The organism is Lachnospira pectinoschiza (genome assembly GCF_020564355.1).
In the GTDB taxonomy this organism is placed as follows: domain Bacteria; phylum Bacillota; class Clostridia; order Lachnospirales; family Lachnospiraceae; genus Lachnospira; species Lachnospira intestinalis.
In genome coordinates, this window is record NZ_JAJCRR010000005.1 from 148174 (window position 1) to 173098 (window position 24925).

The 24925-nt window shown below is 41.1% G+C and carries 25 protein-coding genes and 1 riboswitch; of the genes, 23 read left to right on the forward strand and 2 right to left on the reverse strand.

Annotated elements, in window-relative coordinates; translation table 11 throughout:
* The first annotated feature begins 220 nt into the window (after positions 1 to 220).
* On the forward strand, positions 221 to 655 hold the full coding sequence (locus tag LI288_RS11260; protein ID WP_227090464.1) for a MarR family winged helix-turn-helix transcriptional regulator: 435 nt from the start codon (positions 221 to 223) through the stop codon (positions 653 to 655).
* 108 nt (positions 656 to 763) lie between these two features.
* Complete coding sequence (gene spoIIID / locus LI288_RS11265; protein ID WP_022432029.1) at positions 764 to 1015, forward strand: sporulation transcriptional regulator SpoIIID; 252 nt, start codon at positions 764 to 766, stop codon at positions 1013 to 1015.
* Between the two features lie 71 nt (positions 1016 to 1086).
* On the opposite strand, the gene LI288_RS11270 is transcribed toward spoIIID, so the two are convergent.
* A complete protein-coding gene (locus tag LI288_RS11270) occupies positions 1087 to 2190 on the reverse strand; it encodes an HD-GYP domain-containing protein (RefSeq protein WP_227090465.1) in 1104 nt (367 codons plus the stop codon).
* A 150-nt stretch (positions 2191 to 2340) separates the two neighbouring features.
* Positions 2341 to 2462, forward strand: a riboswitch (SAM riboswitch).
* 134 nt (positions 2463 to 2596) lie between these two features.
* On the opposite strand from LI288_RS11270, the gene metK reads away from it, so the two are divergent.
* The 21 genes from metK to LI288_RS11375 all read left to right on the forward strand — a co-directional run bounded on the left by metK (position 2597) and on the right by LI288_RS11375 (position 23526).
* Positions 2597 to 3778 carry a methionine adenosyltransferase gene (gene metK / locus LI288_RS11275; protein WP_227090466.1) on the forward strand — a complete coding sequence of 394 codons (1182 nt, stop codon included), beginning with the start codon at positions 2597 to 2599 and terminating at the stop codon, positions 3776 to 3778.
* Between the two features lie 249 nt (positions 3779 to 4027).
* On the forward strand, positions 4028 to 4831 hold the full coding sequence (locus tag LI288_RS11280) for a putative ABC transporter permease (protein WP_022432026.1): 804 nt from the start codon (positions 4028 to 4030) through the stop codon (positions 4829 to 4831).
* Positions 4832 to 4993: 162 nt separating this feature from the next.
* Positions 4994 to 5989, forward strand: coding sequence for a rod shape-determining protein (locus LI288_RS11285; RefSeq protein WP_022432025.1), 996 nt, complete (start codon positions 4994 to 4996; stop codon positions 5987 to 5989).
* 38 nt (positions 5990 to 6027) lie between these two features.
* Positions 6028 to 6798: a flagellar basal-body rod protein FlgF gene (gene flgF, locus LI288_RS11290; protein WP_022432024.1), complete on the forward strand. Its 771-nt coding sequence runs from the start codon at positions 6028 to 6030 to the stop codon at positions 6796 to 6798.
* Positions 6799 to 6882: 84 nt separating this feature from the next.
* Positions 6883 to 7704 (forward strand): flagellar hook-basal body protein, encoded by an 822-nt coding sequence (locus LI288_RS11295; RefSeq protein WP_022432023.1) that lies wholly within the window; start codon positions 6883 to 6885, stop codon positions 7702 to 7704.
* A gap of 49 nt (positions 7705 to 7753) precedes the next feature.
* Positions 7754 to 8167, forward strand: a complete 414-nt coding sequence (locus LI288_RS11300) for a hypothetical protein (protein ID WP_022432022.1) — start codon at positions 7754 to 7756, stop codon at positions 8165 to 8167.
* On the forward strand, positions 8157 to 10406 hold the full coding sequence (gene recD2, locus LI288_RS11305; RefSeq protein WP_227090467.1) for an SF1B family DNA helicase RecD2: 2250 nt from the start codon (positions 8157 to 8159) through the stop codon (positions 10404 to 10406). Before LI288_RS11300 ends, recD2 begins: the two co-directional genes overlap by 11 nt.
* 74 nt (positions 10407 to 10480) lie before the next feature.
* Positions 10481 to 11272 (forward strand): ComF family protein, encoded by a 792-nt coding sequence (locus LI288_RS11310; RefSeq protein WP_227090468.1) that lies wholly within the window; start codon positions 10481 to 10483, stop codon positions 11270 to 11272.
* Between the two features lie 36 nt (positions 11273 to 11308).
* Positions 11309 to 11719, forward strand: a complete 411-nt coding sequence (locus LI288_RS11315) for a FeoC-like transcriptional regulator (RefSeq protein ID WP_227090469.1) — start codon at positions 11309 to 11311, stop codon at positions 11717 to 11719.
* A 193-nt stretch (positions 11720 to 11912) separates the two neighbouring features.
* On the forward strand, positions 11913 to 12194 hold the full coding sequence (gene flgM, locus LI288_RS11320; RefSeq protein WP_022432018.1) for a flagellar biosynthesis anti-sigma factor FlgM: 282 nt from the start codon (positions 11913 to 11915) through the stop codon (positions 12192 to 12194).
* A 12-nt stretch (positions 12195 to 12206) separates the two neighbouring features.
* Positions 12207 to 12719: a flagellar protein FlgN gene (locus LI288_RS11325; protein WP_227090470.1), complete on the forward strand. Its 513-nt coding sequence runs from the start codon at positions 12207 to 12209 to the stop codon at positions 12717 to 12719.
* A gap of 90 nt (positions 12720 to 12809) precedes the next feature.
* Positions 12810 to 14750 carry a flagellar hook-associated protein FlgK gene (gene flgK / locus LI288_RS11330; RefSeq protein ID WP_227090471.1) on the forward strand — a complete coding sequence of 647 codons (1941 nt, stop codon included), beginning with the start codon at positions 12810 to 12812 and terminating at the stop codon, positions 14748 to 14750.
* 96 nt (positions 14751 to 14846) lie between these two features.
* Positions 14847 to 16406, forward strand: a complete 1560-nt coding sequence (gene flgK, locus LI288_RS11335; protein WP_022432015.1) for a flagellar hook-associated protein FlgK — start codon at positions 14847 to 14849, stop codon at positions 16404 to 16406.
* 38 nt (positions 16407 to 16444) lie between these two features.
* A complete protein-coding gene (locus LI288_RS11340; RefSeq protein ID WP_227090472.1) occupies positions 16445 to 18064 on the forward strand; it encodes a flagellin N-terminal helical domain-containing protein in 1620 nt (539 codons plus the stop codon).
* A gap of 69 nt (positions 18065 to 18133) precedes the next feature.
* Positions 18134 to 18601 (forward strand): flagellar assembly protein FliW, encoded by a 468-nt coding sequence (fliW, locus tag LI288_RS11345; protein ID WP_227090473.1) that lies wholly within the window; start codon positions 18134 to 18136, stop codon positions 18599 to 18601.
* Between the two features lie 2 nt (positions 18602 to 18603).
* A complete protein-coding gene (csrA, locus tag LI288_RS11350; protein ID WP_227090474.1) occupies positions 18604 to 18819 on the forward strand; it encodes a carbon storage regulator CsrA in 216 nt (71 codons plus the stop codon).
* A gap of 141 nt (positions 18820 to 18960) precedes the next feature.
* The gene (locus LI288_RS11355) at positions 18961 to 19365 is read left to right on the forward strand and encodes a flagellar protein FlaG (RefSeq protein ID WP_227090475.1); all 405 of its coding nucleotides are present in this window, start codon (positions 18961 to 18963) and stop codon (positions 19363 to 19365) included.
* 48 nt (positions 19366 to 19413) lie between these two features.
* The gene (fliD, locus tag LI288_RS11360) at positions 19414 to 21687 is read left to right on the forward strand and encodes a flagellar filament capping protein FliD (protein ID WP_227090476.1); all 2274 of its coding nucleotides are present in this window, start codon (positions 19414 to 19416) and stop codon (positions 21685 to 21687) included.
* A 27-nt stretch (positions 21688 to 21714) separates the two neighbouring features.
* A complete protein-coding gene (fliS, locus tag LI288_RS11365) occupies positions 21715 to 22092 on the forward strand; it encodes a flagellar export chaperone FliS (RefSeq protein WP_227090477.1) in 378 nt (125 codons plus the stop codon).
* A gap of 8 nt (positions 22093 to 22100) precedes the next feature.
* Positions 22101 to 22580: a flagellar export chaperone FlgN gene (gene flgN, locus LI288_RS11370; protein WP_227090478.1), complete on the forward strand. Its 480-nt coding sequence runs from the start codon at positions 22101 to 22103 to the stop codon at positions 22578 to 22580.
* A gap of 133 nt (positions 22581 to 22713) precedes the next feature.
* Positions 22714 to 23526, forward strand: a complete 813-nt coding sequence (locus tag LI288_RS11375) for a flagellin N-terminal helical domain-containing protein (RefSeq protein ID WP_227090479.1) — start codon at positions 22714 to 22716, stop codon at positions 23524 to 23526.
* Positions 23527 to 23705: 179 nt separating this feature from the next.
* Here LI288_RS11375 and LI288_RS11380 read toward each other — a convergent pair whose 3' ends face one another.
* A complete protein-coding gene (locus LI288_RS11380) occupies positions 23706 to 24887 on the reverse strand; it encodes a CgeB family protein (RefSeq protein WP_227090480.1) in 1182 nt (393 codons plus the stop codon).
* Positions 24888 to 24925 lie beyond the last annotated feature (38 nt).

The window sequence follows — 24925 nt, forward strand, 5'->3', positions numbered from 1 at the left end:
CGCAGAACTGAATAGATTCAGTTCGCGATTCCTACGGCATTAAAATGCCTGCGGAATGAAGATTAGTATGAAGTATGAGCAATTCATATGCGAGAGATTGCTCATACGGCAATTTGCTTTCAGGTAAAGCAAATTGCCATTATCGTAGATTGACAGTAAACTCGTCCATACAGATATTTGCGCCGCAGGTGTCGCAAATATCTATAGAAAAGAGGAAAGTATGAAAAAAGAACAGATTCGGAATGAATTATTTAAGATAGAAGTGCTGCGGCAGAGATTAATGCGGCCGCAGTTTATCACATTGGGGCTTACAGTAGGGCAGGGACAGCCGCGCATTTTAAAAGAACTGCTTTTTGAAGGCAGTATGACACAGAAAAAACTTGCGGATGCCTGCCTTTTAGATGTAACCACGATGTCAAGGACACTTGACCGAATGGAGCAGGCAGGACTGCTTGTACGGGAAAGTAATCCCGACTGCCGCCGTTCATGGCTGATTGCCCTGACGGAAAAGGGAATGGATATTGCCAAAAAGGTACAGCAGATATTTGAAGAAACGGATAAAATTTATTGCAGTAATCTTTCAGAGAAAGAAGCGGAGCAGCTTTTCGTATTGCTTCAAAAAGTAGAGGACAATATTTCACAAAACTGTAAATAAGAACTTCTTTTGTGGCTGTCCTCATTTTTGTGGCTGGCAGGCTGTAAGAAGCAGGCATATATTTTCCGTTGTCCGAATAGGATATACAAACAAACTTTAGGATATTGCATGAAAGGATATATCGAAGAACGGGCAGTAAAGACGGCGGAATATATTATCGAAACCAAAGCAACCGTGCGCCAGACCGCGCGTAAATTCGGTGTCAGCAAAAGCACCGTACATAAAGATGTGACGGCGCGTCTGACACGAATCAATCCGGCGCTTGCAAATGAAGCGCGCAAGGTGCTTGATGTCAACAAAAAAGAGCGCCATATCCGCGGCGGATTGGCAACGCGCGAAAAATACCTGCACGAACAGTAACAGCATATAAAATGAGCCGGTACCGTCTGATGCATCAGACGGTACCGGCCTGTTTTGTTTGGGGAGAAAAGTTACTGTAATACTGCAACAATCTCTAAATTGCGTTCTTTTGATAAATCTACAAATTCATTGCCTTCACACTTTACAATCGGGCGTGACAGGGCATGTTCGTTAATTAAAACGACTTCGCCGGTGCGGCCATCAGAAAGTTTGACATTATTTCCGATATAAGAAGTGGCGACATTCTTTAAGAACGGAAGGCTGAACTTCGGGTCAAATTTTGTAAAAGCATCCTGTTCCATATCCCGTACAACGTGGAATGGACAGAGGGCTTTTCTGTATATGCGGGAAGAGGTCATGGCATCGTAGATATCTGCAATTGTAATAATCTTTGCAAAATCAGGAATGTCTTCTGACTTTAAACCCATTGGATATCCGGAGCCGTCGCATTTTTCATGGTGTAGTAAAATGGCAGATTTAACACGCTCATCAATATCGGCATCCTTTACAATCTGATAGCCTAAGTTGACATGCTCTTTAATAATGGCATATTCGTTAGCGGTCAGCCGGTCCGGTTTGCTTAAAATTTCATTTGGAACTAAAAGCTTTCCGATATCGTGTAAAATACCGCATAAAGTCAGCACCTTTACATCTTCCTCAGAATAGCCGAGCCATTTTCCAAGAATGGAGGCAATAATGGCAACATTAATGCAGTGGACATATGTTAAATCGTCCATATCACGCATACAGTGGAGCATATCGAAAATCTGGAGAGTATTCGTATATTCTGCAAGAATTTTTTCGGTATTCTTTAACAGCGCAGTCGTATCAATTGTTTCGTGGTTAATGACAATGTCATTTAATTCTGTCTTCAAATCATTAATACCATCAATAAAAGTTTCGTTAAAATGTTCGAAATTCTGGCTCTGCTTAATTTTTTCATAGTAAGTCATCTGTTCCAGAACTTCCGGCTGCTCAGGCTGTGCGGCAGCTTCCTCATATACATTAATTTTTAAGACATTGTACTCAGAGATTTTTGCAATCATATCTAAAGTCAAAACGGTATCTTTTGCAGCAATAAGATGACCGGTGGAAGTCATGATATCCTGTGATAAAACCATGCCTTCAGCGGCATCAAAAATAAAAATATTTTTCTCCTGTGTATTGTCGCTCATCCTTGAAATCTCCTTTGCAAAAGTATAAATGTTCCGGTAGCTTCATTATATGGTTGAGGGGATAAAAAGTCAATAAAAAGTACTTGACCAATGCCCATAGATTGTGTAATATACATACGTATGAATGATTAACTGAATAATTTAAGATGTCCCTTATTTAGAGCGGTGGAGATACATAGGATCGATGAAGCCCGGCAACCCCATATGGTAAGATATGGAAGGTGCCAACCTGAGCGACTATCCTGCTTTTGCGGCAGGTCGAACAATAAGAGGATTACGGATCTTACATAGATTACGAGTCCTGTCTGAGGGGCTCGTTTTTCAGTTTCAGGAGAAGTACCAGAAGCAGCGTTTAACAGTTTACAGGGACATAAAAAGCCCGAGGAAAGAAAGGAAGAAAGAATTCATGGAGAAAAGATTATTTACTTCAGAATCAGTAACAGAAGGACATCCGGACAAAATCTGCGATCAGGTTTCTGATGCAGTACTGGATGCATTATATGCACAGGACCCATATTCAAGAGTTGCCTGTGAAACATTAACCAATACAGGATTTGTGATGGTTATGGGTGAAATTACAACAAAGGCCAATGTAGATATTACACAGATCGTAAGAGATACCGTAGTAGAAATCGGCTATGACAGCTCTGAAAAAGGCTTCGATGGTAATACCTGTGCCGTTATGGTGGCACTTGACAAGCAGTCACCGGATATTGCAATGGGTGTTGACAAGGCACTTGAAGCAAAAGAAGGCATTGATCCGGATGCAGATGACATTGGTGCAGGCGATCAGGGTATGATGTTTGGCTATGCAACCAATGAAACAGAAGAATATATGCCATATTCCGCAGCACTTGCACAGAAGCTTGCAAGACAGCTGACAAAGGTCAGAAAAGACGGTACACTGTCTTATTTAAGACCGGACGGAAAGACACAGGTTACAGTGGAATATGATGAAAACAACAAGCCTGTAAGACTGGATGCCATCGTTGTATCTTCACAGCATGCACCGGAAGTTTCACAGGAACAGATTCATACAGATATCAAGAAGTATGTTATTGATGCCATTGTAGACAACAGTATGGTAGATGATGACACGAAAATTTATATCAATCCGACAGGACGTTTCGTAATCGGCGGACCAAACGGTGACAGCGGTCTGACAGGTCGTAAGATTATCGTTGATACTTACGGTGGTGTTGCAAGACACGGCGGCGGTGCATTTTCAGGTAAGGACTGCACAAAGGTAGACCGTTCCGCAGCATATGCCGCAAGATATGTAGCAAAGAACCTCGTTGCCGCAGGTATTGCAGACAGATGTGAAATCCAGTTATCTTATGCGATCGGTGTTGCACTGCCGACATCTATCCGCGTGGAAACATTCGGAACAGGGAAGTTAAGCGAAGATAAGATTGTAGAAATCATCCGTGAAAACTTCGATTTAAGACCGTCAGGTATTATCAAGATGCTTGATTTAAGAAGACCGATCTACAAGCAGACAGCAAGCTATGGACATTTCGGCCGCAACGACCTGAATCTGCCATGGGAAAAACTTGACCGTGTAGATGCATTAAAAATGTATTTGTAAAATATCCTGAAATCCAGGAATAAACAACGGGAAATTCTGGAAGAATAAAGAAAGCCAGAGGGAAGATATAAGCCGGCTATGGACAAACCATCCATTGTCGGCTTATACTGTTTTTAAATAAAGTGTGTTTTTTAAGAAAAAGTAAGCTGCCGCAGGGCAGGTGTGAAACTGTATTTACGGAGTACGCCTTGCCGTATCCTGTATAAATTTGATAGAAATGCATTTAAAAATGAAGAAATGAGGAATTGTATGATTGAAAATTATAGTATTACAGAGTGGATTGCGTTCTTTTTTATTTACAGCTTTTTAGGGTGGTGCATTGAATCCGCCATTGTATCCTTTAACAAGCGCAAACTGACAAACAGAGGCTTTTTAAAAGGTCCGATGCTGCCACTGTACGGTTCGGGAGCGGTAATCATGCTGTTATCAACACTTTGGGCAAAGGATAATTATGTTTTAGTATACATCTGTGGTACAATCGGTGCAACGGCGCTGGAATATGTCACAGGGGTACTGATGGAAATGATGTTTAACATGCGCTACTGGGATTACAGCAATAAAAAGTTTCAGATTCACGGCTATATCTGTCTGACCTCATCCTTATTCTGGGGCGTGCTGACGGTATTGCTGGTCTGTTTTGTGCATATTCCGGTTGCGGCACTGGTGGCTTCCGTTCCGGCAAATATATTAAGAGTTGGATTATTTTTTATCATTGCGGTGGCATCCGTGGATACGGTTGATGCGTTTAAAAAGGCGCTGGATTTCCAGAAGCTGCTCACGTATGAAACAAGAATTAAAAATGAACTGTCAGAACTGACAGAGCGTTTAAACGATGCAAAAGAAGTATTTACGGATAAGAATAATGAAAGAAGCCGTGAATTTTTCAGTATGCAGGAAGCGCGTGCGGAACGCTTAAGACTGGAACTGGATGCGGCAAAGGAAAAGGTCGGCAAATTCAAAAATTCCATGTTAAACAGCTTCCCGTCCGCAACGTCTAATAAGTTTGGCGAAGCGCTGGACGAATTTAAAGAGTATTTTAATAGGAAAAAATAAAAAAAATTTCATTTAGCTCTTTTAAATTTTGAAAATGTTGTATATAATGGTATTCTACTATGTATGTTTAGACTGCGTTATACTGTCTACATATATATAGAAATGAAGAAAATAAGAAAAACGAACATAGATAGAATGAAGAACATCGGAAAGGGGATTCATATGTTATCAACCGATATCGGAGTAGATTTGGGTACAGCCAGTATTCTGGTTTATATAAAAGGGAAAGGCGTTGTTTTAAAAGAACCGTCAGTAGTAGCATTTGACAGAGATACCAACAAGATTAAGGCAATCGGCGAAGAAGCACGTCTGATGTTAGGAAGAACACCGGGTAATATTGTAGCGGTAAGACCGTTAAGACAGGGTGTTATTTCTGATTACAGAGTAACTGAAAAAATGTTAAAGTACTTCATCCAGAAGGCAATCGGCAAGAGAATGTTAAAGAAGCCAAGAATCAGTGTCTGTGTACCGTCAGGTGTTACAGAAGTAGAAAAGAAGGCGGTAGAAGATGCAACACTTCAGGCTGGTGCAAGAGAAGTAGCAATCATTGAAGAACCGATTGCAGCTGCCATCGGTGCAGGGATTGATATTTCAAGACCTTGCGGTAACATGATTGTTGATATCGGCGGTGGTACAACAGATATCGCGGTTATTTCTTTAGGCGGTACAGTAGTCAGCACCTCCATTAAGATTGCCGGTGATGATTTTGATGAAGCAATCGTCCGATATATGAGAAAGAAACACAATCTTCTGATTGGTGAAAGAACTGCGGAAGATATTAAGATAAAAGTCGGTTCAGCTTATCCGAGAACTGAGATTGCAACAATGAACGTAAGAGGTCGAAACCTTGTAACAGGTCTTCCAAAGACGGTTGAGGTAACGTCAGAAGAAACACAGGAAGCATTAAAAGAAGCAACATCCCAGATTGTTGAAGCCGTACACAGTGTACTGGAAAAGACACCACCGGAATTAGCTTCCGATATTGCAGACAGAGGAATTGTCCTGACAGGCGGCGGAAGCCTTTTACAGGGACTTGAAGAACTGATTGAATCAAAGACAGGAATCCATACAATGACAGCCGAAGACCCGATGACAGCAGTTGCAATCGGAACCGGTAAGTTTATTGAATTCCTTGCAGGATACAGAGATGATAAATAATTATCAGCAAAATAAGAAGTGAGCGGAGGAGGAAAGAAATGGTAAAGGGGCTTTACACAGGGTACACAGGAATGGTGAATTCCCAGAAAAGACTGGATGTGATTTCCAACAACCTTGCAAATGCAACAACGACAGGCTTTAAAGCAGAGGGCTGTACAACACAGGCATTTGATTCCATGTATGCCATCAAGATTAAAGATGCAACAGTCGGACATTTAAACCAGAATATCGGTTCAGTCAGTCTGGGTGCAAAGATTGGGGAAACATACAGAAACTGGGAGCAGGGTTCGTTACAGGCAACGAACAACACCTATGATTTTGCACTGGCAGGACAGGGCTTTTTCTCGGTAGAGTTCACCAATAAGAACGGTGTAACAAGCACAATGTATTCCAGAGATGGCGCATTTCAGATGAATTCAGAAGGCTATCTTGTGACAAAAGACGGCGATTATATTTTAGGTGAAGGCGGAAGAATCCAGCTTCCGACAGATTTGAATGAATTATCTGTTGATTCACAGGGGAATATTTTTGCAGACGGACAGTATGTAGATACATTTGCCTTGGTTGATTTTGAAGATTATAACTATCTGGAAGAATACGGTGAAAATCTGTACCGTGCGGTGGATGGTGCAACCGAACAGGATTGTACGGCAACCGTACAGCAGGGCTACTTAGAAGCTTCTAATATTAATGTCGTATCAGAAATGGTGGACATGATTGCGGTTGCAAGAGAGTATGAAAGCGGACAGAAAGTCATCCAGGCAATTGATGAAATGCTTGGCAAAATGGTGACAATGTCAGAATTATAATAAGGCCCGGGTTAAAAGACATTAATATTATGGTAGTAAGCTGCCGGTAAAATCACCGGTATTGATTACGGAATGGAGAAGAATATGGTAAGATCATTATGGACGGCAGCAGCAGGCATGACGTCACAGCAGACAAATGTCGATACGATTTCCAATAATCTTGCAAATGTAAATACAACAGGATACAAGATGGAAACAACACATTTTAAATCCCTTTTATATCAGCAGTTACAGGCAAAGACCACATCTGCAAACGGTGAAACAAAGCCGGTTAATGCACAGGTTGGTTTGGGTTCAAGAGTATCTGCTGTAACATCACAGTATGTACAGGGTTCTGTCAACAAAACAGACAGTGACACGGATTTTGCAATCGTAGGAAACGGCTTTTTCGGTGTAGTCGGTGAAGATGGACAGACTTATTACACAAGAAACGGTAACTTTGGATTCTCAATTGCAACAGAAGGCTATATGCTTTGTACATCAGAAGGTCTTCCGGTATTAAGCTCAGACGGTAATGAACTGGTGCTGGGACCGGAATATGACCCGACAAAGATTACAGTAGACGGCGACGGTAATTTATTATATCCAAGTGAAGAAAATAACAACAATCCGACGGCAATCGGTTTAAAGATTGGATTATTCCAGTTTGCCAATCCGGCAGGTCTTGATAAGACAGGAGATTCTCTTTTAATGGAAACGGAAGCATCCGGTATTGCATTAAATGAAGATATCGATGAGGTAGGCAAAAAGAGTACTTTAAAGCAGGGATATCTGGAAGCTTCTAATGTCAATGTAGCAACAGAAATGGTAAATCTGATTACAGCGCAGAGAGCCTATGAATTATGCTCAAAGGCAATTACCACATCCGATACGATGATGGAGCAGGCAAACAATCTGAAGCGATAAGTAAAAGCAGCGGTGCGGCAGTTTAATGCCGGGGAGGAAAGGTGTACATATGAGCGATACAATCAGCGGATTAAATTCGTCATATTTAAACGGTACCTATACCAATTCAACAACAAGTGCGCTTGAAAGCACATTAAATAATAAGGATTTATCTACATCTTCCAGCGATGAACTCATGGAAGTCTGCAAGGATTTTGAAGAATATTTTGCAGAACAGATGGTAAAATCCATGCTTAAAATGGCAAAAGTAGACAGCAGTGATGATGATAACAGCTATGCTTCTATTTTTGGACTGTCTTCTGACAGCAGTGATTCCGGAATGAGTACCATGTCCAGCTATTTTGGTGACCAGATGGTGTCAAAGCTGTCTGAAGCACTGTGCAGTACAGAAAACGGCAGCGGACTGGGACTGGCACAGACCCTTTATAATCAGATGAAGAGGAATTACGGAATTGAGGAGTAATTTAGATTACGAAGCAGAATATATTGAAGGCTTTGTAGAAAATATCATATACCGCAATGAAGACAACGGCTATACCGTTTTCAACGTGGTTTATAAAGGTGAAGAGATTACCTGCGTTGGTGTATTCAGTTACATCAACGCAGGTGAATTTATTACTGCAAATGGAGGATTTGTCAAACATCCGTCCTATGATATGCAGTTTTCTATTAAATCTTATGAATTCAAAGCGCCGGACGACACCAAGTCGGTCAGACGTTATCTTGCATCCGGTGCTATCAAAGGCATTGGTGAAAAAATGGCTGAGAGGATTGTAAAAGAGTTCGGGGATGACACCTTCCGCATTATGGAAGAAGAACCGGAACGTCTTGCGGAGATTAAAGGCATCAGTCTTACAAAAGCGATGGATATCGCAGCTCAGCTTGTCGATAAACGCGACATGCGTAAAGCCATGATGTTTTTACAGGACTATGGCATCAGCATGGGAATTGCGGGTAAAATTTATTCCAGATACGGACAGGAAATATATACAATTATTAAGCAGAATCCTTACAGACTTGCAGACGATATTGACGGCATCGGATTTAAAACGGCTGATGAAATTGCGGCAAAGGCCGGCATTAAAGTAGATTCGGATTTCAGAATCCGCAGTGGGATTTTGTATGTATTGACACAGGCGGCAGGACAGGGACACATCTATCTGCCGTGGACAGAATTAGAGCAGGGGGTTACAGCGCTGCTGTTAATAGATATTCGTGATATGGAGCGCCATATCATGGATATGGCAATTGATAAAAAAATTGTTGTCCGTGAAAATGCGTCTGGCGAAAAGTGCATTTATGCTTCGATGTATTATTATATGGAGGCTTCTATTGCCAAGCATTTGATCGAACTGAATATCCCGTATTCGCAGGATGAAGCGGAAATCGGCCAGAGAATCGCGCAAATCGAAGAAAAAAACGACATAATTCTTGATGATATCCAGAAACAGGCGGTTCATAAGGCTGTTTTAAATGGATTGATGGTTATTACGGGCGGACCGGGAACGGGAAAGACAACAACTATTAATACCATTATTAAATATTTTGAAATGGAAGGTCTGGAAATCCGTCTGGCAGCGCCGACGGGCCGTGCGGCAAAGCGGATGGCAGAAACAAGCGGATATGAAGCGCAGACAATTCACAGACTGCTTGAAATCTGCGGCAGTGCATCCGATTCACAGAACACAGGCATGCATTTTGAAAGAAATGAAGACAATCCGCTGGAAACAGATGTCATTATTGTAGATGAAATGTCCATGGTGGACGTATCTATTATGAACTCACTGCTAAAGGCAATAGCTGTCGGAACACGTCTGATTCTTGTGGGCGATGTGGACCAGTTACCGAGTGTCGGACCGGGAAATGTGTTAAAGGATATTATCCATTCGGGCTGCTTTGAAGTCGTGAAGCTGGAAAAGATTTTCAGACAGGCGGCAGAGAGCGAAATCATCATGAACGCGCATAAGATTAATAAAGGCGAACCGGTAACACTCAACAAATACAGCAAAGACTTTTTGTTTGTCAAACGGAACAATCCCGATGCCATTATTGCGGCGATGTGTACACTGATTAAAGAAAAACTGCCGGATTATGTCCATGCGGACCGCAAAGACATCCAGATTCTGACACCAACCAGAAAATCCGCAGTCGGGGCACAGCGGTTAAACCGGATTATGCAGCAGTACTTAAATCCGCCGTCCGCAGACAAAATGGAAAAAGAAGTCGGGGATACCATTTACCGCGTGGGCGATAAGGTCATGCAGATAAAAAATAACTATCAGCTGGAGTGGGAGCGCAAAAGCCGGTATGGCGTTACCTATGACCGCGGCAACGGCATTTTCAATGGGGACACCGGTGTGATAGAAGACATCAACTTCTTTTCGGAACAGATGCTGGTGCGGTTTGAAGACGACCGTTTTGTATACTATGATTTTACACAGTTGGATGAACTGGAGCTGGCATATGCGATTACAATTCACAAATCGCAGGGCAGTGAATATCCGGCGGTGCTGATTCCGATGTTTCCGGGACCGCGTATGCTGATGAACCGCAATCTCTTATACACGGCAGTGACAAGGGCGAGAACCTGTGTCTGCATGGTAGGACTGGAAGACTGCTTTCATGAAATGGCGGCAAATGAATCGGAGCAGAAACGATATTCTTCACTGGACCTGCGGATTCAGGAAATGGATAATCTTTAAATCAAAGATTCCTCAGAAATGAATTCAGTTTGTGCATCATTTAGAATTGGAACGTTTGTGAAATAGAGGGGAAAATGAAACAGGGAAAAAACAAGCGGAATAACACGCAGAACTTAAAAGAATATATACAGCAGCTTGCACAGACCGGCATCAAAGAACTGACGGATATAGTGTTTCCGCCGGCGTGTCCGGTCTGCGGCGGGGTTCTGGGGTTTGAAAAGGGCAGACGAAGACAAATCTGTCCGGATTGTGACAACAGACTTGAATATATCGGCGAACCGCGCTGCATGAAGTGCGGCAAACCGTTAAAAAAGACGGATACGCAGCAGTTTTGCTATGACTGTACGGTGAAACGCCATTTTTATGAACGCGGTGTGGCGGTCTTTGCCTATACGGACGGCATCAAACAGTCCATTTACCAATTCAAGTATCACGATAAAAGAGAATATGCGGCATTTTACGGCAGGCAGGCGGCGCAGCAGTGCGGTGCACTCATTGGAAAATGGGATATTGATCTTGTGCTTCCCGTACCGATGTATGCAGCCAAACAAAGAAAACGCGGATACAATCAGGCAGAACTGATTGCGCGCGAGCTTTCTAAAAATCTGAATCTGATCTGTGCTTCGGAAATCCTGGTCCGTACCAGAAAAACAACTCCAATGAAAGAATTAAATGATGAGGAAAGAAGAAAAAATGTAGAAAGGGCTTTCCTTGTAAAAGAAAATGTAGTAAAATATAAAAAAATTTTACTTGTTGATGATATTTATACAACAGGAGCAACGATAGACAGCTGCGCAAAAATTTTATATCAAAAGGGCGCACAGAAAGTATATTTTTTATGTTTGTGTGCGGGGAAAGGATTTTAAGAAAATGCCGGGAACGGCAGAAGGGGAGAATTGGTTATGGATGTTAGAAATTGCAGACAATGTGGGAAATTATATAATTATATAGGCGGCAGTTACCGTAATTTATGCCCGAGCTGCATTAAACAGCTGGAAGACAAGTTTATGGAAATTAAGGAATATATCCGCGACAACAAAGTTGCAAGCATTTCGGAGATTTCAGATAAATTTGAAGTCAGCACCAAGCAGATTGAACAGTGGGTGCGTGAAGAACGTCTCTGCTTTACGGATGATTCACCGATCGGGCTGCAGTGTGAGTGCTGTGGTGCAACGATTAAGACAGGGCGTTACTGTGATAAGTGTAAAGGGACGATGGCAAACAAGCTGGATAATCTGTATAAGGCACCGGCACCGGCACCAAGGGCAGGCAGGGATCGTGACAATGCAAGAATGAGATTCCTTGATAAATAACAGATTCTATATTACAGAGCATAAAGAAAGAATTACTCAGGATATATACAGAATTCCGGGCGATTCTTTCTTTTTTTGTATTTAAAAATTGTAAAAACAGGTTAAGGAATATGCCGAAAGTACCGATAATATTTCTGAAACCATTTTAATGAGAATAGGAAAAGAGTTTAAACGGAAAGAGAGGCGGTCAGCAATGCGTGTAGAGGCATACAGTGCTGTGAACCGGATTTATCAGAGTGGGGCAGCTTCTTCTGCAAAGAAGGGAGGCAGTACTGCTTCATATAGTGATAAACTGGAAATTTCAAGAACAGCAAAGGATTATCAGACAGCAAAAGAGGCAGTAAGCCGGACATCGGAAGTAAGAGAAGACAAGGTTGCACAGATAAAAGCGGCAATGGAGGCAGGAACATATCGTGTGAGTGCGCAGGAAGTTGCCGGTAAGATGCTTGAGAATATTGCAACATTAACATTTTAAGGAGATTCTTTCATGGCAAGTTTAATTGATACACTTATTGATGTACTTGGACAGGAAGATGCAGAGTATAAAAAACTGCTGGAGTTATCCAATAACAAGACAAAGGCAATTGTCGGTGCGGATATTGAGCGGTTACAGGATATTCTGGTTCAGGAACAGGCTCAGATTGATGCCATTAATAAACTGGAACAGCAGCGTATGGAAAATGTAGATGATATCTGCAATGTACTCAATTTAAGAAGAACAGACATTAAATTAGAAGATATTTTAGAAGTGCTAAAGAAGCAGCCTAAAGAGCATGATGCACTTGAGGCAGTTAATGCACAGCTTAAACAGACATTAAATGAGTTGATGAAAATCAACGAGAATAATAAATTACTGACAAAAGAATCACTGGATATGGTTGAGTTTGAACTTAACATTGCAAAAAATGCAGTGCTTACACCACAGACAGGAAACTACAGTAAAAACGCTTATGACGAGGAGAGAATCCAGACCGTCAGCGGCTTTGATGCAAGACAGTAATATTTAATTTTATACTTTATACAGGTTTTCCCACGGAGGGGAGGACGGCCGGCTTAAGGATAAGCAGATGAGGGCAGAAATGGAGAAACAATGGCAAACGGAATGGGAAGTCTGTATATTGGCGTTTCCGGCCTGCACAGCGCGCAGACAGCTTTAAATACAACAGCACATAACCTCGCCAACATTAATACAGAGGGGTATACAAGACAGCAGATTACGTTTGAAGATATGACGTATCTGACTGTTGGTACGAGAAGTAATACAATTGATAAATACGGACTCGGTGTTTCCGTCAGTGAAATCCGCAGAATCCGCGATACGTTTATCGACAGAGCGTATCGGACAGAGAACGGCAGACTGGGTTACTATGAAAGCAACTTAAAAGCCGTAGAAGAAGTAGAAGATCTTTTTGGTGAAATGCAGGGTGTTACCTATCAGGACTGCTTGAAAAATTTATATTCCGCAGTGAATGAATTAAGCAAGAATCCTGAAAGCACCGTTGCACGATCCTCTTTAATTCAGTATACATCAGCATTTGTAAACAGATCCAATAAAATCTATGAGAGTTTAAAAGACTATCAGACAACGCTGAATACCGAAGTACAGAATTCCGTAAACCGGATTAATGAACTGGGGCAGACCATTTTTGCATTAAACAAGCAGATTCAGGGAATTGAATCCGGTTCGGGCGAATATGCCAACGATTTACGTGACCAGCGTGATAATGCACTCGATGAACTCAGTGGATATATTAAGATGTCTTATTATGAAGAAGCAAACGGACGTGTCATCGTCACATGCGAAGGCATTCCGTTTGTCAATGAGAATAATGTGACAGAGATGTCCACAAGAACCATGGACAGTAATTCGCTGCTGATTCCAACCTGGCCTTCCTTTGAAAAGGATGTATTTGACATTACACAGCCGATTTCAAATGGCAGTAAAAATGATATGGGTTCATTAAAAGGTGCAATTATTGCGCGGGGAAGTGTCAATGTCAAGGCTTCCGATGTACCGGTAAAGCCGGATGAGAGTGATTATGACCTGACAACGGCAGAAGGACAGGCAGCATACGATGCAGCCAATGCCGCATATCAGGAAAAGCAGGATTATTACAATACATACATTGAACCGTCTGCTATTTTAAGTGCGATGGCAGGGCTGGATAAGCTGGTAAACGGGATTGTGGAGTCCATCAATGATGTTTTATGTCCTGAAAAAGAAATTACGCTGGATGCACCGCTGACAGACAGTGAAGGCAATGAAATTGCCGCAGCGAAGTATACATATAAAGCATCATCCAATGCAGTTCTGTATACAAGACACGGACAGGCAGTACAGGGAACGGACAATGGTGACGGAACATACAGTTACACATCGGAGGAAGCCCTTTTTACAGATGAAACACTGACACAGAAAGAACAGGTAGATTCTTATGTATATTCTGTTTTGGACATGGATAAGACAGATTATGGTATGGACGATGATAAGACCATCGGTGAGGAATTGATTTCCCGTACCAATACCAAGCGTTATATCGTGACAACCGATGCGAACGGTGGTACGATTTATGTCAGAAACAATCTGGATGTGAAGGGAAACCAGTCTTACTATACGATCGGCAGCCTTGAGATGAACAAGGAAGTTGCACAGAATGTCGGTAAGATTGCACTGACGACGAAACAGGGAAAAGAAGATTTTGATAAAGCACAGGAACTGGTGGATATGTGGGAGAACAAATTTGCTTCTTTAAATCCTGAGGTCTATGCAAAGTCAGATTTTAATACATATTATACAAATTTCATCAGTGAATACGCAACGATGGGTCGTGTGCTTGACAATTACGTGGGCAATCAGGAAACCATGGTAAACGGATATGATAACCAGCGTTTACAGTTGCAGGGTGTATCTTCTGATGAAGAACTTGAAAAGATGATTAAGTTCCAGCAGGCATACAATGCAGCATCACGGTATATTAATGTTGTCAGCGATATGTTAGAAAGCTTAATCGTTTCACTTGGAAATGCATAAAATGAAGTTTAAACAGTTATCTGCACCGGGGCGAAAGCAGATGACCATGGCAGCGGATGCTGCCCGGTAATAAAACCGCCCGGAAATGAGGAAAATATGGCATCAACATTTTTTGGATTAACAATATCATACAGCGGTCTGCAGGCAGCATCCACATCGCTGAATGTTACGGGACATAACGTATCCAATATTAATACAAAGGGATATTCAAAACAGCAGGCATCCACAGAAGCTGCACAGGCATTACGTACGTTCTCGACCTACGGTATGCTCGGTGCCGGTGTTAAAGTAACAGGTGTCAGCCAGCTGCGTGACAGCTATTACGATGAAAAATACCGTAACAATCAGGCAAATTATGGTGAATATGAAGCAAAAGAAAATTATATGGATCAGATTGAAGATTTCTTTGATGAATGGAATCTGAACGGTTACTGTAAGGAATATCAGAAGTTCTTTACATCGGTAGAAGAAGTTATTAAAGCACCGGGCGAGGCTTCGACAAAGAATCAGCTGATTAACAATGCAGCGAGCATGGCGCAGTATTTTAATACATTGTCTACGAATCTTAGAAAGATTCAGGAAGATGCAAATAACGAAATCAAGGATGCGGTAGAGCAGATTAATTCCTATGCACAAAACATCGCTTCTTTAAACAGACAGATTAATCAGATTGAAGCCAACTACGGCGATGCAAATGATTTAAGAGATAAGAGAAATGCGCTGATTGATGATCTGGCACAGATTGTCAATGTCAGCATCAATGAAGAAGACATCGGAAACGGTCTGACAGATTTCAGGGTATCCATTAACGGACAGACACTGGTTGCAGGATACGATTACAATAAGCTTTATACAGAAGCCAGAGCAGATAAGAGAAATGCTTCCGATGCTGCCGCTTTATATGATGTAAAGTGGGAGAGCGGACAAAACTTCAATCTTTACAGCCCGTCTCTTGGCGGACAGATGAAGGCACTGGTAGATATCCGTGACGGCTGTAATGGTGAGTTTGAACAGTACAAAGTAGATGAGAACGGCGATTACATTCTGGATTCAGACGGTAACAAAGTATTGGAATCTGTATTAAGAAATGAACAGAATACAGATTTTAAGGGGATTCCGTATTACCAGTCCCAGTTAAACCAGTTCATTTCCACATTGTCGGAATCGGTTAATAACGTTTTAAAGAGTGGTCTGACATCAGACGGAACACAGCACGGCATTTCATTGTTTGTAACACAGACAAACACAGATACGATGACGGCTTTAAACATTACAGTCAACCCAGAACTGGTTAAAGATGCCGATAAGCTTGCAACAAGAAGTTCTGCGGCGACCGGACAGGCAGAAGCGGATATTATGGAACAGTTAAGAAAGCTTCAGAGCGAAAAGATTTTTGACGGTGGTACAGGCGCTTACTTCCTTGAAAGTATGGTCAGTGATATGTCCATTGATTCAAGCAATGCAACGAATATGTTAGATAATTACAACAACCTGCGCACAACAATTCAGAATCAGCGCTTATCAATCATGGGTGTTGATACCGATGAAGAAGCGATGGATATGATGAAATTCCAGCAGGCATATAACTTAAATTCAAAGATGATGTCTGTCATGAACGAAATTTATGACAAGCTGATTAATGGAACAGGACTATAAGTTTTAATGATTAGGTTTCATTCCGGATTGGAGAAGATATGAGAATTACAAATCAGATGATGATTAACAGCAGTATGGCAAATATCCAGGTGAATAAAAAACAGGTTAATACACTGGATACCCAGCTGTCTACACAAAAAAAGATTAATAAGCCGTCAGAAGACCCGATTATTGCCATTCGTGCGTTACGTCTTCGTGCCAGCTTAAATGAAGTAACACAGTATTTAAAGAAAAATATCCCAGATGCACAGCAGTGGCTTTCAACAACACAGGGCGCGCTGACACAGGGCGAATCTGTTATTAATAAGCTGTATGAATACTGCAATCAGGGTTCATCCGATTCTTATGCATCAGAACAGAGAAATACGATTGCAGAAAGCTTAAAGGCTTTAAAAAAGACTTTCTACGATGAAGGAAATGTAGATTACGCCGGACGTTACGTATTTACCGGTTATAAGACGGATACGACACTGACCTATCAGTCCGATGCACTGGCAGCTGAAGCAGATTATACGATTACACAGAAGTTTGGCAGAGATGATATTTCAAGCAAGACCGTCTATACCAATGCGTACAGCAATGCAGATATTTTAAATCTCAATGTATCTTACGATACAGATGGCAATGCTGTGATGCCAAATGTGGAAAGTGTCTACAGACTGCGCCTTGGCTATTCAGATGTGAAAAACACCGGATATAGCTTAAGCTATAACAATACAGATATCAGCTTTGCCGCAGATGGCACGGCAACCGTTACAACGTATCAGTTAGATGGCAATGGTAACAAGCAGCTGGACGCAGACGGCAACCCGATTACAACGACAACAACGGTCAATCCGGATGCCAACGGACAGTACAGCATTACAGATTCTACCGGTACTGCACTGACATTTACAAATACAACGGATAAAAACTACATTCCGGGCGATAATGAAATTGCCTTTAATGCAACAACAGGTGAAGTGCTGATGGGTGAAAATGTTTATAAGCAGGTCTACACCTCTGACAGCTTTTCATTTACGTATCAGAAGGATAACTTTGTTAAAGATGATTTGAATCCGACAATGTATTATGACTGTGTGGATAATACGACAGGAATCGTCTATGATAAAGTCAGGGAAGATGTAGAATACAACATCAACTATGCACAGAAGATTAAGATTAATACCGAAGCCAATGAGGCATTCGATATTAACCTTGGCAGAGATATTGATGACCTTGTAACATCCGTTCAGAATGTACTCGACTTAGAAAGCCAGATTTCACAGGTGGAAGGCATGTTAAAGGAAGCCCGGTATAGCGATGAGGACTCACAGAAAAAGTTAAATTCGATGCTGAATGGCTTGAATAAGCAGAAAACACTGGCAGAAGATGAGATGACCAAGGCGTTTGAAAGCGGCATTTCACAGATGCAGGGCTATAAGCAGACGATTTCCCTTGCCAATGCAGACGTCGGTAACAGACTTACAAGACTGGAACTGACACAGGGAAGATTGAATGAACAGTTTACCAATGTCACAGAAAGCAAGTCTGCCAATGAAGACATTGATCTGGAAGATGTTGTTGTAAGCTATACATCAGCCCAGCTTGTATACAATGCATCGCTTCAGGCAGCCAGCAAGGTTGTACAGCAGACACTGTTAGATTTCTTAGGATAAAAATAAAAGCAAAATAAAAGACTGCTTGTGAGAATGTGCGCAGGCAGTCTTTATTAGAAGGAGCAGATTATGCAGATTAATACAAAATGGTTTGGCACGGTGGAGATTGACGATGCCAAGATAATTACATTTAAAAAGGGACTGATTGGATTTGAGGATTGTACCCGGTTTGCAATTGTATACGAAACCGATGAAGAGAAAGATAATCCGATTATGTGGCTGCAGTCATTAGATGAACAGGCACTGGCACTGCCGATTATTAAGCCGGAATACATTATTGACGATTATGCGCCGGTTGTGGAAGACGAATTGATTTACAGTCTGGGAGAAGACGTATCGGAAGAAGATTTAATCGTGTTTATAACAATGACAGTACCGCCGGATATTACAAAGATGACCTGTAATTTAAAAGCGCCGATTATTGTGGATTCCAAAACAATGAACGCAGTTCAGGTAGCGGCAGCAAATGAAGATTACTTAGTACGCTTTCCGATTTATAATCTTTTAAAGGAAAGAAAAGAAAAGGCGGGTGAATAGAAATGCTGGCATTATCGAGGAAAAAAGACGAAGCTATTATTATCAACGATAATATTGAAATAAAGATTCTTGAAATCAAGGGCGACCAGATTAAAATCGGTATTTCTGCACCGAAATCTGTTCCGATTTATCGAAAAGAAGTCTTTACACAGATTCAGGAAGCCAATAAAGAGGCGCTGGAATCCGTTGATATGGAAAAATTAAAAAAGTTATTCTAAAGATTCGGGTCAGAAAAACCGATAATACTAATAAGAAATGAGATGAACTGCGGTTAAAGTGCAGTTTAAAAACGGCGAAAAAGGATATTCGCCGGGGAACAAGGAAACAAAGCATACGTTATCACACGGAGGTGGATAAAAGTGGGATTAGAATCAATTAACAAAGCATCGGCAGCAGCACAGAGTGTACAGACGGCAGCATCGGTAACAACGAATGTTCAGGCAGCAGGCAGCAGTACACAGACAGCAGATTATACTGCGGCACAGACGACACAGGCAGTACAGCTTCCGTTTGGACAGGACAGTGCATCTCCTGAAAGTCAGGAAAGCAAAGCAACGCTTGCAGACGTCAAAGACATCAGCAAAGTGCTAAACAGCAATACAGTTGCAGAGTTTGGTGTTTATGAACCGATGAATCGAATCACCATTAAGATTAAAGACAAGGAAACGGGAGAAGTATTAAAAGAGATTCCTTCTGAAAAAATGCTTAAAATGTTCACAAAAGCCTGTGAACTGGCAGGACTTCTTGTCGATGAGAAAATGTAGTAAATACGGATATAAAAACATAAGGACATATAGAAAGGGGTAGATAATATGCCAATTCGTTTATCAGGTATGCAGTCCGGTCTGGATACGGAAGCGTTAGTATCTGCAATGGTATTAAGCTATCGGACTAAAAAAGAAGATTACGAGAAAGCACAGAAAAAGCTTTCATGGAAACAGGATAAGTGGAAGACTATCAACACAAAAATTACAAACTTTTATACAGGAACACTTTCAAGCAATCGACTGACAAGTGCATATAATTTAAAGAAAGCAACAATTAACAATTCATCATATGCAACGGTATCAGCTTCAACGTCTGCAGTCAGCGGTACGCAGACCTTAAAGGTAACACAGCTTGCTTCCACAGGTTATCTGACCGGTGGAAAAGTCAGCAGTAAATCCGGTGATAAGCTTACAGGAACCAATAAATTAAGTGAAGTAAGCGGTATGGAAGGTGTTGCTGACGGAGCAGGTATTACCGTTACCGCATCCGGAAAGACGACAACGATTACGATGAGTTCCGATATGACAATTGATCAGTTTGTCGGTAAGTTAAAGGATGCAGGATTAAATGCAAGTTTCGATGAGAATAACCAGCGTTTCTTTATCAGTGCCAAGAGTTCAGGTGCGGACAATGATTTCTCTATGACAGCAGCAAACAGTAACGGTAAGAGCGCTATGGAAGCATTAAAGATTCAGGCTTCTACGGTTGATACGGTTGCAAAGGATATTACAAAGTATCAGAATATTTTAAGCCAGTCTGATTATGTATCTGCAACGGCAAAGAGCAACTATGATTCCGCAATTGCATCCTATAATAAGTCGATTGCTTCTTTACAGGATGCCAATACACAGCAGAAATACCAGCAGGAATATTTGAATAAATTTATTGAACTGGCAGAATACACCGATGACGGCAATGGCAACTGGAATCCGAAGGATGCGGATACTTTAGCAGCAGCCAGAAAGTATCTGACAGATGCGGTATCTGATTTGAAGGCAAAACAGACTGCCGGTACAATCACAGATGATGAAAAGCTGCAGCTGGCAGCGGCACAGGCAGTTGTTTCGGTAGCCGGAAGTGATACAGCGGTTCTTAGCAGAACAAAAAATGAAAACGGTACTTATACAAGTGATATTGATGCAATGCTTGACAAGGCGGCTTCCACAATTAAGGAAAATGAAGCAAAGATTGCAGAGTTTTATACACAGGCAGGTGTTGACAGCACTGATGCAACACAGGTTGACAGCACAACCGGTAAGATACTCTTAGACTATGATACTGCAATTGCAGGAGGCAATTCACTGGCATCAAGCTATCAGGCGACGGCACAGGAACAGTATGATTATGCACAGAAGATGGTAGATGCTTATGCTGTTGTTACAAAGTATCAGAGCGACAGCACCAGTGTGACAGAAGCTGAATATCAGGCAGCACTTTCAACACTCGGCGTATCTACAACGACAGATGCAACTTCTGCAGTTCGTATTGCCGGAAGCAATGCAAAGATTGAGTTAAATGGCGCAACCTTTGAAAATACAACCAATAACTTCTCTATCAACGGTTTAACGATTCAGGCAACGGCGTTGACAGGAAATGAGGCAGTGACGATTACAACCGATACGGATGTAGACGGCATCTATGATACGATTAAGGATATGTTCTCAGAGTACAATGAATTGATTAAGACTTTAGAGGGAGCATATAATGCGGAAAGTTCAAAGGGATATGAGCCGCTGACGGATGACGAAAAAGATGCTATGTCGGATGATGAAATTGAAAAGTGGGAAACGAAGATTAAGGATTCCCTGCTTCGTCGTGATTCAACATTGGACGGTATTATATCAACCATGAAGAATACGATGCTTAGCAGCATTACAATTGACGGAAAATCCTATAATTTATCAAAGTTTGGTATTTCCACGGGCAGTTATTTTTCAACATCTACAGACGAAAAAGGTGTATACCACATTGACGGTGATGAAGATGACTCTACAACGAAGGGAAATTCTGATAAATTAAGGGCGGCAATTGCCAACGATTCAGAAGGTGTAATTAAGTATTTTTCACAGCTTTCACAGAATTTGTACTCTGCGTTAGGTAAGAAGTTAAGAACTTCAAACAGCATGAGCAGTTATATGTCTGTTTACAATGACAAAGAAATGGCAACACAGTATTCAGAGTATACAAAGAAGATATCCGATCAGGAAGAAAAGATTTCTACATGGGAAGAAATTTACTACAAGAAGTTCTCACGTATGGAATCTGCACTGGCATCTTTAAATGCACAGTCCTCCTCTATTTCAGGATTGTTTGGCTAAGGATACAGGATGTAGGAGGAAGAAGAAGTGGCAGTGAATAATCCATATGCAAAATATAACAACAATAAAGTCCTCACGGCATCTCCGGCAGAACTGACATTGCTCCTTTACGAAGGGGCAATTAAGTTCTGCAATATTGCCATGATAGGCATTGAAGAAAAGAATATTCAAAAGGCGCATGAGAACATCACAAAAGCAGAGGCAATTATTGAAGAATTGCAGTCTACACTGAATTATTCTTATCCGGTTGCACAGGACTTTAACAATATTTACCGTTATATCTATGATTTACTGGTAAGAGCAAATATCCATAAGAGCAAAGAAGAATTAGAACAGGCATTAGAAGAACTTCGCGGCATGCGGGATACGTGGAAGCAGGTCATGAAGAACGCGAAAAGCATGTAAGGAGTATTATGGATACACAAAATTATGTGGATATTATGATAGACAGTCTGACAAAAAAAGAAGAATTGTTAAAGCAGATTGTAGATTATAATGAGGCGCAGCAGACCATTGTGACAGCGCCGGAATTTAAAGAAGAAGCTTTTGAAAAAAATGTGGCGGATAAAGGCGAAGTCGTAGAAAAAATTCTGCGGCTGGACGAAGGCTTTAATTCGGTCTTTAACCGGATTAAAGAAGAATTGCAGAACAATAAGAAAAAGTATGCAAAGGATATAGAACGTTTAAAGACACTGGTGGCATCGGTAACGGATTTAGGTGTGCGCATACAGGCACAGGAACTGCGCAATAAGCAGCTTGTAGAAAAAAGATTTGCACAGATGCGTAAAGAACTCAGTCAGGCGAAACGTACGACCAGCACGGCAAATGCCTACTATAAGAACGTGAATAACCTGAACCAGTATGAATCACATTTTTTAGATCAAAAAAAATAAAAAAAGTTTATAATCGGGCTAAAGTATTTTAAAATACACCCGATATAATAAATGTAAGTAATCAAGAAGGTTACTACAGAAAAATAATCTAAGCGGCATGGAAGCCGCTATATATTCAAGGAGGAAGAATATTATGGTAGTACAGCACAATTTGACAGCGATGAACACTAGCAGACAGTTAGGTATCACAACAACAGGACTTCAGAAGTCTACAGAAAAGTTATCATCAGGTTACAAGATTAACCGTGCAGCTGATGATGCAGCAGGTCTTTCTATTTCAGAAAAGATGAGAAACCAGATCAGAGGTTTAAATAAGGCTGCTTCTAATACACAGGATGGTATCTCTTTAGTACAGACAGCTGAAGGTGCTTTAAATGAAGTACATTCTATGTTACAGAGAGTTAGTGAACTTGCTGTTCAGGCTTCTTCAGATGTTAACGGTACAGCTGATAGAACAGCTATCGGTGATGAAATCACAGAACTGAAGACTGAAATCGATAGAGTTGCTACTACAACTCAGTTCAACAAGATGAATATTCTTGATGGTTCATTCACACAAAAGAGTATTCAGGTGGGCGCTAATGCAGGTCAGAACATTGCTATTACAATCGACAGCATGTTAGCTACTGATTTAGGTCTTACTGCAACAACTGTAGATAACTATACTAATGCTAATAATACTCTTACAGCAGCTCAGACAGCTATCGAGAACTTATCATCTAAGCGTTCTAAGTTAGGTGCTGTTCAGAACAGATTAGAGCACACATATGACAACCTGAACAACATCAGCGAAAATACTCAGGCTGCTGAATCTCGTATCAGAGATACAGATATGGCTGCAGAGATGGTTTCTTACTCAAAGAACAACATCTTACAGCAGGCTGGTCAGTCAATGCTCGCTCAGGCAAATCAGGCAAACCAGGGTGTTCTTTCATTACTTCAGTAATTGGAATTTCACGGACGAAAAAAAGAGGTCAGTCTTCGGACTGGCTTCTTTTTTGTTTTGTTAATGAGTATCGAAAACAGGAGAGAAAAGGTCCTTTGACAATAGTGGAAAACAAAATAAAGAGTGTCTTTTGGCTTCTGATATCATTTAGAAATCATAAGACACTCTTTATAGATGTTTTAGTTCATAAGTTCAGGGAAAGCCAGTTGTAATAACTGTGCAAGACGAATTTCCCAAGTGTGATATTGCTTAACTTTTTCATAACCGTTGCGGGCAATTTCTAACCGCTCATCTTCATGGGCTAGGTAGTATGCGCATTTATCAAGTAAATCCTGTTCACTTTCATAAGTCACAAGGTCTTTTCCGATTTCAAAATAGTCCGGCAGTTCGGATTGGAAATTCGTAATCAAAAATCCGCCACAGCCTAAAACATCAAAAATACGGAGCGGAAGCGCAGAGCGGATAGAACGTGCGGTAATATTGATATTAATTTTGCTTTCATGAAAAATCAGCGGCATATCATAAAGGGAACTTGCATAGCCGTGATTGTGGATATTTGGCATAGTTGAGGTATCACTGCCGGTATACATATGCACGTCAAAATTATCAGAAAGCAGTTTTAAAAGCCGTAGGCGTTCCTGTTCGGCAACTTTTACGCTTAAAAAGTGTTGTGCAACAATGGCACGGTAAGTCGGAAGTTCCTCCGGCGGAAATTCAAGATTTTGAGCGTACTTCATGAATTTTACAACAAAATCATCAGAAAGAATTTCTTCAATAAAATTATAACCGTGAATTTTTAACTGGGCTTCAATAATTCCGTCAGCGTAACCGGCTTCATAGGCGGGGAGCTTTACTTTATTAAATGCACACTGCTCCTCATATGTCGACCCGATAAAGGAAATATCGCACTGGTATATTTTCTTAATATTCGAAGATGTCGTTTCAAATAATTTATCCGTACGTGCGACATTTGCGGCAAGCGGCAGATGAAAAATATGCTCCGGATTCTGTTCATAAAAATCCTGATAAGACAACTGGTCAAATATAAAAATGCGGTTATATGGATTTTTAATGGCGCCGTTGTATAATTCAAGCACGGGACTGTCAACTGTCAAGCATAGATATGGGATATGCTTGATATTGCAAAGGTGTGAAAGCCACGGGAAGAAATTAATTGTAAATACAAAGGTATACTGCTTTGTTAAAATTCGTCTGGAAACAAGTTCAATGCAGTCAGAGTCGGAAAGATTTTTATTTTCTTTAAATTCTGTGACCTCATCAACTGTAAAACCGAATTTTTGAAAGGTTTCAATAACGTCCGGTTCACAGATGCTGCCATATCGGAAAAGTAATATGTTCATAAAAGACTCCTTATATCATTATAGTGAATATGGATTAA